General features: G+C 32.4%; 13 protein-coding genes. 9 read left to right on the top strand and 4 right to left on the bottom strand.

Features of this window, described 5'->3' with window-relative positions; translation table 11 throughout:
- Nucleotide 1: 1 nt before the first annotated feature.
- Complete coding sequence (gene uvrC / locus AJ882_RS08780) at nt 2-1,804, bottom strand: excinuclease ABC subunit UvrC (RefSeq protein ID WP_002898461.1); 1,803 nt, start codon at nt 1,802-1,804, stop codon at nt 2-4.
- The gene (locus AJ882_RS08775; RefSeq protein ID WP_002867358.1) at nt 1,797-2,291 is read right to left on the bottom strand and encodes a hypothetical protein; all 495 of its coding nucleotides are present in this window, start codon (nt 2,289-2,291) and stop codon (nt 1,797-1,799) included. Before AJ882_RS08775 ends, uvrC begins: the two co-directional genes overlap by 8 nt.
- A gap of 138 nt (nt 2,292-2,429) precedes the next feature.
- On the opposite strand from AJ882_RS08775, the gene guaA reads away from it, so the two are divergent.
- From guaA to AJ882_RS08740, 7 genes are all read left to right on the top strand, one after another.
- Entirely contained in the window at nt 2,430-3,965 is a 1,536-nt protein-coding gene (gene guaA / locus AJ882_RS08770) for a glutamine-hydrolyzing GMP synthase (protein WP_011049914.1), read from the top strand.
- 85 nt (nt 3,966-4,050) lie between these two features.
- The gene (locus AJ882_RS08765) at nt 4,051-5,511 is read left to right on the top strand and encodes a hypothetical protein (RefSeq protein WP_002867356.1); all 1,461 of its coding nucleotides are present in this window, start codon (nt 4,051-4,053) and stop codon (nt 5,509-5,511) included.
- Between the two features lie 239 nt (nt 5,512-5,750).
- On the top strand, nt 5,751-7,001 hold the full coding sequence (gene purD, locus AJ882_RS08760; protein ID WP_002853212.1) for a phosphoribosylamine--glycine ligase: 1,251 nt from the start codon (nt 5,751-5,753) through the stop codon (nt 6,999-7,001).
- Nucleotides 6,998-7,450 (top strand): RDD family protein, encoded by a 453-nt coding sequence (locus AJ882_RS08755; protein WP_002853161.1) that lies wholly within the window; start codon nt 6,998-7,000, stop codon nt 7,448-7,450. The genes purD and AJ882_RS08755 overlap by 4 nt, the downstream gene beginning before the upstream one ends.
- Complete coding sequence (locus AJ882_RS08750) at nt 7,440-9,488, top strand: LPS-assembly protein LptD (RefSeq protein ID WP_011049915.1); 2,049 nt, start codon at nt 7,440-7,442, stop codon at nt 9,486-9,488. Before AJ882_RS08755 ends, AJ882_RS08750 begins: the two co-directional genes overlap by 11 nt.
- A gap of 69 nt (nt 9,489-9,557) precedes the next feature.
- Nucleotides 9,558-11,717, top strand: coding sequence for a polyribonucleotide nucleotidyltransferase (locus AJ882_RS08745; RefSeq protein WP_002908583.1), 2,160 nt, complete (start codon nt 9,558-9,560; stop codon nt 11,715-11,717).
- Nucleotides 11,714-12,196, top strand: coding sequence for a DNA-deoxyinosine glycosylase (locus AJ882_RS08740; protein WP_002859314.1), 483 nt, complete (start codon nt 11,714-11,716; stop codon nt 12,194-12,196). Before AJ882_RS08745 ends, AJ882_RS08740 begins: the two co-directional genes overlap by 4 nt.
- A gap of 49 nt (nt 12,197-12,245) precedes the next feature.
- Here the strand turns inward: AJ882_RS08740 and AJ882_RS08735 are convergent, their stop codons facing one another.
- Together AJ882_RS08735 and AJ882_RS08730 are read right to left on the bottom strand one after the other, a co-directional pair.
- On the bottom strand, nt 12,246-12,908 hold the full coding sequence (locus tag AJ882_RS08735; protein ID WP_002859315.1) for a DUF4230 domain-containing protein: 663 nt from the start codon (nt 12,906-12,908) through the stop codon (nt 12,246-12,248).
- Between the two features lie 17 nt (nt 12,909-12,925).
- Complete coding sequence (locus AJ882_RS08730) at nt 12,926-14,107, bottom strand: MFS transporter (RefSeq protein WP_014517271.1); 1,182 nt, start codon at nt 14,105-14,107, stop codon at nt 12,926-12,928.
- A 53-nt stretch (nt 14,108-14,160) separates the two neighbouring features.
- On the opposite strand from AJ882_RS08730, the gene AJ882_RS08725 reads away from it, so the two are divergent.
- Together AJ882_RS08725 and porA are read left to right on the top strand one after the other, a co-directional pair.
- A complete protein-coding gene (locus tag AJ882_RS08725; protein ID WP_011049916.1) occupies nt 14,161-14,616 on the top strand; it encodes a low molecular weight protein-tyrosine-phosphatase in 456 nt (151 codons plus the stop codon).
- A 251-nt stretch (nt 14,617-14,867) separates the two neighbouring features.
- A complete protein-coding gene (porA, locus tag AJ882_RS08720) occupies nt 14,868-16,163 on the top strand; it encodes a group 2 major outer membrane porin protein PorA (protein ID WP_052795691.1) in 1,296 nt (431 codons plus the stop codon).
- Nucleotides 16,164-16,170 lie beyond the last annotated feature (7 nt).

Genomic DNA, 16,170 nt, shown 5'->3' with positions numbered 1-16,170 from the left:
ATCAATTTTCCTTTATCTTTTGCGCCGCTTTCCTGCCTACAAGCATTGTAAGATCTTTAAAATCAGCCTTATATATAGATTCAAAATTTCCATAATACGCTAAAAGTTTTTGTATAACCCCTGAACTAAGTCCTAAATTTGCAAGCTTAGAACTTTTCAAGTCCTGTTTTTTCTTAGTATTTTGATGAAAGCTGATAGCAAAACGGTGTGCTTCATCTCTTAATTTCTGTAAGAATTGTAGTTTTTTATCGTTAATGCTTAGACTAAATTCTCCTTTTAAGGAATGAATTTTATCCTTAGCACCCCCTTTAGCTCTATGTGCTTTTGCATCGATTTTTTCTTTTGAAATAGCTAAAATATCGACATTTGCCCCACTACTTACAATGATTTCTTTAGCCAAATCAAGCAAAGCCTTTCCCCCATCTATAAGCCATAAATCAGGAGGAGGTATTTTATCAAAGTCCAAAGCCCTACGCGTTAAAACTTCACGCATTTGATCATAGTCATTTTTATGTTTTAAATGAAATTTTCTATATTTTGACTTATCCCAAGAATTTATTCTATAAGTTACCATAGCTCCAACATTTGCCACGCCTTGCAAATGAGAATTGTCAAAAATTTCTATATCATTTGGTAAATTTTCAAGCTCAAAATAAAACTTTAATTCTTTTTGTATAGTAAAATCATGATTTTTTTGCTCTTTTTCTATATTTAAAAGGGCATTTTGAAAAGCCAAATCACAAATTCTTCTTTTTTCTCCTATTTTAGGGATTTTAATACTGATTTTTTTATCAAACCTTTGGCTTAAAATTTCTTCTAAAAGCACTCTATCTTCAAATTCTTCATAAACATAAATAACATTTGCAAGCAAAGGAATATCCATGCTAAAATTTTCTAAAATCAGTTGCTTATAAATTTCATTTTGATCCCATTGTATATCATTTCTTATAGGAGTAATCTTAGAATTTGCACTGATAATTTTTCCATTTTGCACCACAAAACGCAAGGTTGAAAGCACGGAATTTTTAAAAGCTAAAGCAAATACTTCAAAATCTTCTAATTTCGCAATATCTATTTCAACCTTAACTTCCAAATCTTTAATCATTGCAATCTGATCTCTTACTTTAGCTGCTTCTTCGTAATTTTCATTTTGTGCTAAAACAAGCATTTGTTTTTCTAAGTTTTTAAGCAAAACACTAGGATTTAAAAGTGCGTGTATAGCCTCATCTAAAATTTCAAGGTATTTTTCCCTGCTGATGAGTTTATCACAAGGTGCAAGACAACGAGAAATTTGATAAAAAATACAAGGGGATTTACAACTTGCTTTTTGCTTTAAAGGATAGTATAAATAAAGCGCATCTAAAAGCTCTCTAGCGCCTTTAAAAAAAGGGCCAAAATATTTAATTTTGCTTTTTTTTACTAATTTTCTAGTGATCTCAAAGCGTGGAAATTCTTCTTCAAAATCCACATAAATATAAGGATAAGTTTTATCATCTCTTAGCAAAATATTATATTTTGGATGCAGTTGTTTGATAAAAGAATTTTCTAAAATCAAAGCATCAGCCTCTGAATTAGTAGCAATAAATTCCAAATGCACTGTTTCTTCAATCATTTTTTGAATTCTTAAAGAATTTCTTGGATTTGCATGTAAATTTGGAGTAAAGGCAAAATAAGATTTGACACGATTTTTAAGATTTTTAGCCTTGCCTACATATAAAAGCTTTCCTTCTTGATTAAAATATTGATACACTCCAGCACTATTGGGAAGAGTTTTTAACTCATTTTCTAAATTCTCTTTAATCAAGATTAGAACCTTTTTTTATAAGCTCTCTTAAATCTTCAAATTTCTTAAATAATTTTTTATCTTCAAAGCAATTTTTAAATTCACCCTTAGAAAGCTCCAAATAAGAATTTTTAGAGAGTTTTTCATCATTTTTGTTTTTATTTACCGTATAAGTGTATTTTTGAGAAAAGATTTTTATATCTTTTATATCAACAAATCCACTTAAAGGATATTTTTGTCCATATGCTTTTATGAGAAATTTAATATAAATTTTGCTATCATCATGATTTAATTCTTGATAAGCTGCTGGATGTAAGGTTATTATATTTAAAATATGATTTTTTACATAAATTTTAGCAATCAAACGTTGCTTAGCAAGCGGAAAAGAACTTAAAAAATCTTTGCAAAAAAATAAGGTTTTTAAAGGCTTATAATGAGGTTTATCCATCAATTCATTAATAACAGCACTAGCGTTTTTAGTCATCTTAATATTATTTCTTTTTCCCATAAGATGATTTTAGCATTTCTTTTCTTAATTTTCTTCTGTGCTTGCGGATATAAAGGCAACCCTCAATACACAAGCTATGAACAAAATGGTTCGGTAAAAACCATTAAAAAATACGAACAATTACATAGGTGGTAAATAATGAAAAAAGCAGATATTTTAGTTTTAGACTTTGGCTCTCAATACACTCAGCTTATAGCAAGACGCTTAAGGGAACAAGGAGTTTATGCAGAAATTTTACCTTTTAATGTAAGCTTGACTGATATTAAGGCGAAAGAACCAAAAGGTATTATTTTAAGCGGAGGTCCAGCAAGCGTATATGCAACTGATGCGTATTTTTGCGATAAAGGCATATTTGACTTAAATCTACCTATTCTTGGAATTTGTTATGGTATGCAACTCATGGCACATCATTACAAAGCTACAGTAGCACCTGCAGGACATAAAGAATACGGCAAAGCAAACATAGAAATTAAAAAAGATAACGCTTTGTTTAAAAATCTTCCAAAAAAACAAACCGTTTGGATGAGTCATTCTGATAAAGTAGAAAATTTACCTCAAGGTTTTGAAGTTTTAGCCACAAGTGAAAATAGCCCTTTTTGTGTTTTTGGAAACGAAGATAAGAAATTCTTTGCTCTACAATTTCACCCAGAAGTACAACACAGCGAATTTGGCAAAAATATCTTAAAAAATTTTGCTAAATATGCTTGCAATTGTGAAAGTGTTTGGAATATGGGTTCTTTTGCAAAAACTCAAGCAGAAAAAATCCGTGAAGAAGTAGGCAATGATAAAGTGCTTTGTGCTGTAAGTGGCGGAGTAGATAGTAGCGTAGTTGCTGCACTTTTAGCTAGCGCTATAAAAGAGCAAGTTATAGTAGTTTTTGTAGATAATGGACTTTTAAGAAGTAGAGAAAAAGAACAAGTTGAATTTATGTTTAAAAACACTTTAGGCATCGATCTCATCAGCATTGATGCAAGTGAAATTTTCTTAAGTCGCTTAGCTAATGTCACAGATCCTGAACAAAAAAGAAAAATCATAGGAAATACCTTTATAGAAGTTTTTGAAGAAGAAGCAAAAAAACATAAAGATGTAAAATATCTCGCTCAAGGCACACTTTATACTGATATCATAGAAAGTTCTGTTGTAGGTGCAAGCAAAACCATTAAAAGCCATCATAATGTAGGGGGCTTACCTGAAAAAATGAATCTTAAACTCATAGAGCCTTTAAAAGAAATTTTTAAAGATGAAGTGCGTGCCTTAGGACTTGAGCTTGGACTTAGTAAAGAAGTAGTTTATCGTCATCCTTTCCCTGGACCAGGTCTTGCTATACGTATTATGGGAGAAGTAAATCGCCCTGGCTTAGAACTATTGCGCAAGGCTGATGTAATTTTACTTGAAGAACTTAAAAGTACAGGTTGGTATGATAAAACTTGGCAAGCATTTTGCGTACTTTTAAATGTTAAAAGCGTTGGAGTTATGGGGGATAATCGCACTTATGATAATGCAGTTTGCATACGCGTTGTAGATGCAAGCGATGGCATGACAGCTACTTTCTCGCATTTACCTTACGAAGTTTTAGAAAACATAAGTCGCCGTATCATCAATGAAGTAGAAGGTATAAACCGCGTTGTTTATGATATCTCAAGCAAACCACCTGCAACCATAGAATGGGAATGATCCATTTTTTCTAGCACTTATTTTTATTATAAAATTTTTATAAAAATAAGGCTAGAATTTATTCAAGAAATTTCAAGGAAGAAATATGCATGGAAAAATAGCTATTTATATGGATTCTACAGGACGTGGAACCGTTACAAACTCAGCAAATACCTTTTTTGACTTCAATCGCCAAATTTGGAATGATAAAAAAAGTATGCCAAGTGTTGGTATGCTTGTGGAATTTAGAACTCTTTCTAGCGAAAAAAAAGCAGAAGACGGCAAGCCCGTTCAAACAAGCAAAACCATAACAGGTATAAAACCTTCAAAATTTCAAGAATTTAAAGAAGGGGATTTTATCACTGAGCATGATTTTTGGAAAACTGACAATGATGATGAATTAGAAGACTTGCAAAACTCAAGAAGAAGTGCTTATATAACAGAACTTTATAGAACAACAGACTTTGACACTATAGAAAAAATTCCTCTTTCTTTTACTATACCTCAAGCTATACAAAAATATTTTGCCCATGAAATTTTATCCGTAGAAACGCTTCAAGCCAATCTACAAGATGAAAAGGAAATTCCTTGTATACTTGATTATCTTATACTTAAAAGATTTTTATTTAAAGCTTATGATACTTTAATTTTTATGGATAATAGCATAGACCAAAACCAATTTAGCGCATTAAAAAGCATCATGATGCATTTAGAGAATTCGTATAAGCAAATGATGGCTGATCAAAAACCAAATATCACTAAAATTTTTAACGAAACTTTTTTATCTTTGCAGTGTCATTACCAAGCTTTAGTAGCCACCATAGATACAAGAAAAAATCGTCTAGCCTCACTTGAAGCACAAATGAAAACTTTACAATCTGAAATAAATCTTAAAAGCAATGCGACCGATGCAGACCCTGAAAAACTTAAAGCACGACAAGAAATATTGGCTAAACTACAAAAAGAAGCAGAATACTACAGAACAACACTAAAAAGACTTGATGCTATAAGGGAAGATTTTTATAAGAAAAATTACAATATTTTCGAAAATGCTTTTAAACTTTCACGAGAAAAACTCTTTAAAAAAATTGTCACAGGTTTAAATCTATGTGCAACCATAATGGATGTCAAAATTTGGCACTTATCTTTAAAATCATCAGGGGTTAAAAATTCTTATTTTACTATGAGTAATATAGAAAATTCTTTCTGTTCTCTTTCTTTTGCAGAACATTACTTAAGTCGCTTAAATAAATCCGCTCTAAATCCTTTTGATCAAAAACTTTTAGTGTATATTCAAAAAATCACAAAAGAACAAAGAAAAAAATTTTTAGTTGTCACATCGGATTTAGATTTATTATGCAAATTAAAAATTGAAAACTTTTCACAAAATCCGTATTATTTAGTAAAATACGCACCTAAAAAAGTAAATTATCAATCTTTAATGCGTGATAACACCTTTGATATAGTCTATATTGATGAAAAACATGTTTGGGAAAATGTTGCCGATATTATTTTACAAGGAAAGCATTTTGACAAATCAGGAAAAACCAAATTTAAACTGATTTAAGACATAGAAATTTAAGCTAAATTAAGTTATAATTTCCTTGCCTAAACAGTTTGTAGTATTTAAAGTGATCCAACACATTTTTATTAACTGCGATTGTGTGATTTACCGTGTTCTGTGGCATCGTTTGAGCTTTGAAAAAAGTGAGAAGTTGCAGCCTTTAAAAATTACCTAGCGGTTTTCTTTGACTTTTTGGGGTCAATCTTTGTTAAACGGCTGTTTGGGTTTAAAAGGAGATATAAATGAAAATAATGATTTTGGGTAGTGGTGCAAGAGAATATTCTATTGCTTTAGCCTTAAGAAGAGTAGACAAAAATTTAGAGTTTTATTTTGCTCCTGGAAATGGCGCTACCGAAAGTCTTGGAACAAATTTAAACCTAAAAGATCCAGTAGTTTTAGCAACCTATGCAAAAGAAAAAGGTTTTGATCTTTGTATAGTAGGAAGTGAAAGTTTTTTAGCTGAAGGGGTTGTAGATATTTTTAAACAACAAGGACTTGCTATTTTTGGGCCAAGTAAAGCTGCTGCAATGCTTGAAACCTCAAAATCTTTTATGAAAAGCTTTCTTAAAAAATACCGTATCAAAACAGCCAAATTTTTAAACACAAATGACATTGAAAAAGCAAAAAATTTTATATATAGTTTAACCCCTCCTATAGTAGTAAAAGCCGATGGACTTTGCGCAGGAAAAGGTGTTATCATAGCTAAAACTCATGAAGAAGCCATAGAAGAAACAGCTAAAATGCTGAGCGGAGAAAGCTTTGGAGATGCTGGAAAACTCGTTGTAATTGAAGAATTTTTAGATGGTTATGAACTAAGCATTTTTGCAGTATGTGATGGCAATGATTTTGTTTTACTTCCTGCAGCACAAGATCACAAAAAATTACTCGATAATGATCAAGGGCCAAATACTGGTGGAATGGGTGCTTACGCTCCTAGCTCTTTGGCGAATGAAAGCTTGCTTAGAAAAGTTCAAAAAGATATTATTTTACCAACTTTAGCAGGTATGAAAAAAGAAGGAGCGGAATTTTGTGGTGTTTTATTTATAGGTGCTATGATCGTTGGAAATAAACCTTACGTATTAGAATTTAACGTTCGCTTTGGCGATCCTGAATGTGAAGTTTTAATGCCTTTAATCGAAGATCCTTTAGAGCTTATTTTAGCTGCTACTCAAAGACGCTTAAGACACTCAAAAATCAAAATCAAAAAAGAATTTGCAGTAGGGGTTGTATGCGCAAGTGAAAATTATCCTTACAAAAGTTCACCAAAAAGTGAAATTACCGTAAATAACATTCCTGAAAACTCTCATATTTCTTATGCTGGAGTAAGCCTAGAAGATGGCAAATTAATGGCTGATGGTGGAAGAGTTTTAGTTTGCGTTGGCACAGGAAAAAGTATAGAAGAAGCGCAAAAAAATGCTTATAAACTTTGTGATAATGTAAATTTCAAAGGAAAACAATACAGAAAAGACATCGCTCATCAGGTTCTGAAATGAAAGAAAATTTACAAGACCGCTTAGAGCGTGAAAATCTAAAAATAGCAAGTTTTGGAAAAAGAGTTCTAGCTTTTTTAATCGATGATATGGTTATTTCTTTGATTGTGTTTATCATTTTTTATGATCGTCTAATCCAAGCAAAAGATTTATTTGAAACAACTCAAATTGTAGGAAATTTTTACCTTGGCTTCATCTTGCTTCATTTTAGTTATCAAGCAATTTTTACTTATCTTTATGGGGCAAGTTTGGGAAAAATATTATGCAAAATTATCATCTTGGATGAAAATCTTCTTGATAAACCCAATCTCATTCAAAGTTGCATCAGGTCTGCCGTAAGACAAGTTAGTGCTATGGCGTTTATGCTTGGATTTGCTTGGGCTTTAAGCAATGATTTACGCAAAGCTTGGGAGGATTATCTAGCAAGGACAATAGTAGTCGATGTGGCGTAAATTTTCCCTATTGCTAGGAACTAGTATAGCTTTAAATGCAGCACAAGTTGATATTTACGCTCTTGATGTAAAAAAAGAAGGTGATATTCTTACTGCAAACAATGATGTTATTATTTTTTCTGATTTTTATTTCATCACTGCTAATAAAGCAATTTACAATGAAAAAACCGGAGATGTTGAGCTTTTTGGCGATGTTAACATCCTAAGGGGACAAAACGAAAGATCACATTCTGATTATGCTAAAATCAACCTAAATTCCAATCAAGCCGATTTTAGTAATTTTTTCTTTTCCAATAACAATCTTGAAGTATGGTTTCAAAGCAAAACAAGTCATCTAAATGATAAAGTCTTTGAAAGCAAAGTTTCAGCAGTTTCAAGCTGCAATGTTGAAGATCCTGATTGGGAAATTCGTTTTTCAAAAGGCTGGCTTAACCGGGAAACCAATTTTGTTCATCTTTACAATGCAAGATTATATGTTAAAAATACCCCAGTTTTTTATCTACCTTATTTTGGATTTAGCGCTGATACTCATAGACAAAGCGGGCTTTTAATCCCAAAAATCGTTTTAAAAAGTAGCGAAGGCTTATACTATGAACAACCTATTTATATAGCCACTCAAGAAAATTGGGATTTAGAACTTAATCCACAAATTCGAACAAACCGTGGTTTTGGACTTTATTCTACTTTAAGATTTCTTGATTCTCCATATTCAACAGGAGAATTAAATTTTGGTGCTTTTAGGGAAAATAGCTCCTATTTTCACGATGAAAATTTAAAAAATCAAACCCACTATGGAATAGAACTAAAATACTCAAGAGATGATTTAATCAAATCTTTACTCAGTGATAATTTTCAAGAAGGCCTATGGATAGATGCAACCTATCTCAACGATGTGGATTATTTAAATTTAGGAAGTAGGGATTATCGAGATCTTAACTCGCTTGTAACCTCCAAAATCAATTATTTTTTAGCTGATGAAAACAATTTTTACGGAGCTTATGCAAGATATTATATCGACACATCTAAACTTAGCAACAATACAACCTTACAAGAATATCCAAGCTTTCAATATCATAGATTTTTAAATAACCTTTTTGATGAACGCTTGCGTTATTCATTTGATGCTTCATTTCATAATTTTTACCGACCTGCTGGTTCTTATGCAAATGAGCTAAATTTAGACTTGCCTATCTCGTATCACAACGCTTTTTTTGGAGACTTTTTACACTTTACTTTTACAGAAAGATTTTATGCTTCTTTTGTAAATTATAGCAACGATCCCGAAAGAAACCATGAGCATTATTTCAGAAACACTCATGATTTTAATCTCTACACCGATCTTTCAAAAGCTTATGAAAATTTCTTTCATACTTTAAATTTAGGGGTGAATTACATTTTACCAGGAGCAAAATCAGGTAAAATCACGCAAGATTATCTTGAAGAATACGACAAAGAAAACGAACATACAAGTCTTTATGCTGTGCAATATTTCTATAACAACGAAGGACAAAAAAAACTCAAACACAGAATTTCACTTGACTATCTCAATAAACAAAATGAATTCTATGAACTTGAAAATCTTTTAACTTATTATTTTAATGAAAATATCAATCTCAACAGCGAAGTGCTTTACTCTTATGAACAAAGTCGCTTTACCAATGTCATCAGCCAAATAGAAGTCAATACAAATTCAAAATTTAATTGGATGTTTTCTCATGCTTATCAAAACGATGAGTATGGAAAATATAGCTTTATTGGCACAAGAGCAAATTATATTGCCACACCTAATTACAATTTATTTGGTGGAATTTGGTTTGATACTCAAAGAGCTCATGCAAACATGTGGGAACTTGGCTATACCTACCAAAGAAAATGTTGGAACTATTCTTTAATGTATAGAGAAAGAATCGATCCACAACTCACAAGTGGTGGTATCACAGCTAAAAATCAAAGCGGAGTTTATTTTATTTTCAACTTCTATCCTTTAGGAGGAGTAAAATACGATTTCTCTTTAGCAGAAAGTGAAAACAAAATTTAAAAAGGATGAAATTTGCTAAATATTTTAAAAAATTTTACGAATTTATTATCTGGTAAAAAAGGAAAAATAATGCAATACAGCATAGAAATTAACAAAAATACAGAAATATTTAATATAGACAAAGTCGCCAAACAAGCTGCCGGTGCTGTTTTAATGAGACAAGGCAAAAGCGTTGTTCTAGCTACAGTTGCAAGAGAAGAAAAACAAGTTGAAGAAGATTTTTTACCTCTAACCGTCCAATACATCGAAAAGGCTTATGCTGCAGGAAAAATCCCTGGTGGTTATGTCAAAAGAGAAACCAAGCCAAGCGATGCAGAAACCTTAACAGCACGCATTATTGATAGAAGCTTACGCCCTCTTTTTCCAAAAGGCTATGCTTATCCGACTCAAATCGTTGTGATGGTTCTCTCAGCTGATCCTAAAGTAGATTTGCAAGTAATGAGCTTAAATGCCGCAAGCGTGGCACTTTATCTTAGTGATATACCTATGAAAGCTCCAGTATGTGGTGTGCGTATAGGAAAGATAGATGGAAATTTCATACTTAATCCAAACAATGAAGAGCTTCAAAATAGCACCCTAGATCTCTATGTAGCAGGTGTAAAAGATGAGCTTTTGATGATAGAAATGAGAGCCTTACCTGATCAAAAAGAAAATGAAATCTTTATCGAAGCTCCTTATGCTGATGTTTTAACTCAAACCACTTCACAAAATATGAATGAACTTAGCGAAGATGAAATTTTAGAAGCTCTAAATTTAGCTCAAAAAGCTATATTAAATGGTTCAAATGCTTATGAAGAAGCCTTTAGCAAACACAAAAAAAATTCTCAAATCGAACTAAAAAATGAGATTGAATATCCTGAAATTTTAGCTTTTATAGAAAATAATTTCCAAAAACAAATCAAAGAAGCCATCAACCAAATGGCAAAAAGCGAAAGAGCAAGCGAACTAAATAAAATCGCTAAAGAAATTTCAAATCTTGAAATCGCTAAAGAGTGGAGCGAAGAAAGTGTCTTAAATACCTTAGCTAAAGTCAAACGCAAACTTATTCGTGGGCAAATTTTAAATGAAGGCAAAAGAGCTGATGGTAGAAGTTTAAACGAAGTGCGTCCTATTAGTATAGAAACCAATATCTTGCCAAACGCTCATGGTTCTTGTCTTTTCACTCGTGGACAAACTCAAGCCCTAGTGGTTGCAACCTTAGGCGGAGAAAACGATGCTCAAATGATAGACTTGCTTACAGAAAAAAATCCTATAAGCGAACGCTTTATGGTAAATTATAATTTTCCAGGTTTTTCAGTAGGCGAAGCAAGTCCTATCAAAGCTCCAGGAAGAAGAGAACTAGGACATGGAAATTTAGCCAAAAGAGCACTTTATCCAAGTGTGGATGAAAACTATCCTTATGTAATCCGCTTAGTCAGTGAAATTTTAGAAAGCAATGGCTCAAGTTCTATGGCAACGGTTTGTGGCGGATCTTTAGCCTTAAAAGCAGCAGGAGTGCCAAGCTTAAAACTTGTTGCAGGAGTAGCCATGGGGCTTATCTTTGAAGATAACAAGTATGCTGTTTTAACAGATATCATGGGACTTGAAGATCATGATGGGGATATGGACTTTAAAGTAGCAGGAAGCAAAGACGGCGTTACTGCTCTTCAAATGGATATAAAACTAGGTGGAATCGATCAAGAAACACTAAAACAAGCTTTATACCAAGCCAAAGAAGGAAGAATTCACATTCTAAATATCATGGAAGAAGCCGCCAAAGAAATCATAGTCAATGAAGAAGTTTTACCTAAACTTGAGCTTTTTAGCGTTGATCCTTCAAAAATCGTTGATATTATAGGACAAGCCGGAAAAACCATCAAAGAAATCGTAGAAAAATTTGGCGTTTCTATAGACTTAGATCGCGAAAAAGGTGAAGTAAAAATAGCAGGTAGTCAAAATGAGCAAATCAAAGCCGCAAAAGACTACATCATAAACATCACAAGCTCTCAAAAAGGAACTAAAAAAGGCTCTAAAGACAAAGATATATCAGGCTTTGAACTTGGGCAAGAATTTCAAGGTATTGTTAAAAAAATCGCTCCTTTTGGAGCCTTTGTGGAACTTAAAAATGGTGTTGATGGTTTATTGCATAGTTCAAAAAGCAAGCATCTTAATTTAAGCGAAAACCAAAGCTTAAAAGTTAAAATCAGCGAAATTAAAAACGGAAAAATTTCTGTGGATTTGTGTGAGTGAGTGAATTTCTAACTCATCCTTTTGAGCCTTTTTTTGACAAAGATTCTAAAATCTTAATTTTAGGATCTTTTCCTTCGGTAAAATCAAGACAAGATGGCTTTTATTATCAACACCCAAGAAATCGTTTTTGGCCTATACTAGAAACACTTTTTGATGTAAGATTAGAAAATATCACAGAACAACAAGCCTTTTTAAGAAAAAAACATATCGCTCTTTGGGATGTACTTCAAAGTTGCAAGATAAAAAATTCAGATGATAAAACTATAAGTTATGCAAAAGCCAATGATTTAAGCCCGATCCTTTCTCAAACCAAAATCCAAGCCATTTTTACTACTGGACAAAGTGCTTATAAATTTTTTATTAAATTCCACCCTCGCTTAAAAGCCATAGCCCTACCCTCAACTTCTCCTGCAAATTTAAATTTTTCTTTTGAACAGCTTTTGCAAAACTATGAAATAATCAAAAAATTTACAAAATAACAAACTAAGCATTACCCCCCCCCAAAAAAAAAGTAAAACAAGAAAAAAGCTAGTTAATATCTAGCTTTTGCGTGTTATCCTTGAATTCAAATTCCACTCTCTTAGCTCCAAAACCTTTAGCAATAGCTTCTAAAGTATCCTTAGCACTTTTATGAATTTTGCTTTCTAAATTTTGGATAAGATTTAAAGACAAGTCTTTAACCTCATCTTTGGCTTCTTTTATGAGTTTGTTTTTATCACTTTCGCTAAAACTAATCCCCGTACTATTGATAGAATCAGGCAGTAAAAAAGGTAAAAATTTAGCATTTTTTTCATCATAAAATTTCATATCTATGATGCTGTGTTTGTATCTACACTCTGGCATGATGATCTTATAAGCATCGTCCCCTAAAGGCAAAATATCAAAGTTTTTATCCCTTAAATCATACAAGAAAGTGATCTCAAATTCAAAAATCAAAGCAATCTGTCTTTCACTCAAAGACCATCCTAAAAGATTTTTCCAAATTCCATTAAAAGCGCTATCTTTTTTAGTGACAATCTCTTTACTAAAAACTTGAAAAACACTTAATTCTCCTATGGATTTAAGCTGCATGATATCGCTAAAACTTTGCGTGCTTTTTTCTTCTATTTTAGGGCTTTTATACTGCCTAAAAAGCACTACAAACAAAAGTACAAGTAAAATCATCACTAAAACAAATAAAATCATTTCCATTTTAAACCTTTCTAAATTTATAAACCTTGATTTGAAAAGATATATTTTTTCTCAAACGCTAAGAAAATAAAAGCATTAATGATAAAAATCAAACACACAAAAGTAAAAACAAATTCCACGCTAAAATGTGAAGCCATAATCCCTCCGCCAAAAGCTCCACAAAAATTTCCCAAAAATTGACAAGTTTGATTAAAACCAAAAATCACACTTAAATTTTTAGCACTCACACTTTTTTTAAGCAAGGCATTCACACAAGGCAAAAGCCCTCCAAGTCCTACACCTATAAGTAAACGCACGAAAATAAGCGTATAAACATTACTTACTACAGCCTGCAAATAAAAGCAAATTCCACAAAATATCAAAGCTCCAAAAATAATCTTACTAGGCCCTATCTTATCGGCGATTTTTCCAAGTTTTGGTGCGAAAAAAAGATTGCTAATCCCACTTGCAGCCACTACTATACCCGCCCAAAGAGCCAAATTTCCACCTTGATGAATTTGCTCAACATAGATACTTAAAATCGGCATCACTCCAAAAGTACCAAATTGTATCACAAAAGTAGTGATAAAAAGAACGATAATAAGGGTTTTGTTTTCTTTCACTTTTTGAGTATTTTTCTTCGCCTCTTTTTGAATTTTTCTCTCATGGATGAAAAAATAAATCGTCACAAAAGAACAAGCGATCAAAAAAGCCACCATATCAAAAACCGTACTAATACTAAAAAATTCAGCCACAAAGCCACCAAACAAAGGCCCAAGCAAACTTCCACTTATAGAAGCCGTAGAAAGAGTTCCTAAAGCATAAGCGACTTTTTCTTTAGGTGCTATCACAGCGATAAACACAACAGCAGAAGTAAAACCCGAAATTATCCCTGTTAAACCCCGCACAAAAACTACTTCTAAAGCACTATGAGCAAAGCTAAGCCATAAAGTTAAAACCGACATCCCAAAACTTGCACGAAGAAGCATATTTTTATAACCATACTTTGCACCCAAAAAAGCCCACAAAGGTGAAAAAACAGCCATAAAAAGCGGAGTGATCCCAAAAGCAAGTCCTGAATAAAACGCTATCTCACTCGTATCAACATGTCCTAGTTCTTTGATATAAAAAGGCAAAATCGGAGCGATTTGACTAAGCCCCATACTTGTGGTAAAAACACCAAACCAACACACAAGCAAAGTTCTATTGAAATTTTCCATGGATTTATTGTATGATATTTTTTATAATTTTTAATTAAAACTCAAGGATAAAAATGAAAAAAATACTCTTTATATGTTTAGGCAATATATGCCGTTCGCCTATGGCAGAATTTATCATGAAAGATCTTATCAAAAAAGCAAATTTAGAAAAAGAATTTTTTATAAGTAGTGCTGGAACTTCAGGAGAACACGATGGAGAAGGTATGCACTATGGCACCAAAAACAAGCTTACTCAACTTAACATAGAACACAAAAACTTCACAAGCAAAAAACTCACTCAAAAGCTTTGCGATGAAAGCGATTTTTTAATCACCATGGACAATTCTAACTTCAAAAATGTTTTAAAAAACTTCACCAACACCCAAAACAAAGTTTTAAAAATCACTGATTTTAGCCCTAGTCTAAACTACGATGAAGTCCCTGATCCTTGGTATAGTGGGAATTTTGATGAAACTTATAAAATTTTATCCCTAGCTTGTAAAAATTTACTTGTTTTTTTATCAAAATAATTTAAAACAACTATATATTACTTCTTGTTTACTTTTTAGGCTTATACTTCTAAACGAACCGAAAAACATTCATAAGAAAAACTCCTTAAAATTACACGCCTAGCTTAAATCCCTTTAGCTAGGCTTTTCTTTAGATGTTTTTATCCTTCGGATTTAAAATTTTTACTATTTTAAGTGCTTCTTAAGAAAAAACTCCAAATTTATGTGCTACAATTACGATGTTTTATTAATTTTTGACAAGGAGAATTCTCATGAAACTAGTTAAAATTAGTTTAGTTGCAGCTCTTGCTGCAGGTGCTTTTTCAGCAGCTAACGCTACTCCACTTGAAGAAGCGATCAAAGATATCGATGTATCTGGAGTATTAAGATACAGATATGAAAGTAGCAATCCATGGAGCAATGCAAATTTTGGTTCTGGTATTTCTGGAAAACAAGATCATAAATACAGAGCACAAGTTAACTTCAGCGGTGCTATATCAGACAACTTTAAAGCTTTCGTTCAATTTGACTACAACTCACAAGATGGTGGTTATGGCACAGATAGCATCAGTAACACAAGCGATACTTTAACAGTTCGTCAATTATATTTAACTTATACAAATGAAGATGTTGCTACAAGCGTAATCGCTGGTAAACAACAACTAAACACTATCTGGACTGACAATGGTATCGATGGTTTAGTTGGAACAGGTGTTAAAGTAGTAAACAACAGCATCGATGGTTTAACTCTAGCTGCTTTTGCAATGGATAGTTTCAATGAAGCTTCAGATACTACTGTAACAATTACTCAAGATAATAATCAAAAAATTACAGGAGTTCAATTTAATCGTGGAAATCCTAAAGGTGATAGTGATGTAAGTGGTGCTTTAGATTGGAGCAAAAATATTTATGGTGCTGCAGCTATCGGCTCTTATGATATCGCTGGTGGACAATTCAACCCACAATTATGGTTAGCTTATATGAGTGATAATGCATTCTTATATGCTTTAGATGCAGCTTATAGCACAACTATCTTTGATGGAATTAACTGGACTATCGAAGGTGCTTACCTAGGAAATTCTGTAGATAATAAACTTAAAGATAGATTAGATGCAGCAAATGGTAATTTCTTTGCTTTAAGAGGCACTGTTGAGGTAAATGGTTGGGATGCAAGTCTTGGTGGTTTATACTATGGTAAAAAAGATAAAGTTACTTTAACCACAATTGAAGATCAAGGTAATCTTGGCTCTTTGCTTGCAGGTGAAGAAATTTTCTATACTAATGGTTCTAATTTAAATGGCGATATTGGTAGAAATATCTTTGGTTATGTAACTGCTGGATATACTTTTAATGAAACAGTTCGCGTTGGTGCTGACTTTGTATACGGTGGAACAAAAACAAATATAATTGGTCAAGGTGGTAAAAAACTTGAAGCTGTTGCAAGAGTAGATTACAAATACTCTCCAAAACTTAACTTCTCAGCATTCTACTCTTATGTAAATGTTGATACAGATCCTGAAAGCACTCATCATGATGCTGTAAGACTTCAAGCTCTTTACAAATTCTAAGAAGCTT

Origin of the sequence: Campylobacter sp. BCW_6461 (assembly GCF_001762735.1) — a bacterium.
GTDB classification, from domain to species: Bacteria; Campylobacterota; Campylobacteria; order Campylobacterales; family Campylobacteraceae; genus Campylobacter_D; species Campylobacter_D jejuni.
The sequence above is the reverse complement of the archived record's forward strand: the minus strand, read 5'-3'. Positions and strand labels throughout refer to the sequence as shown.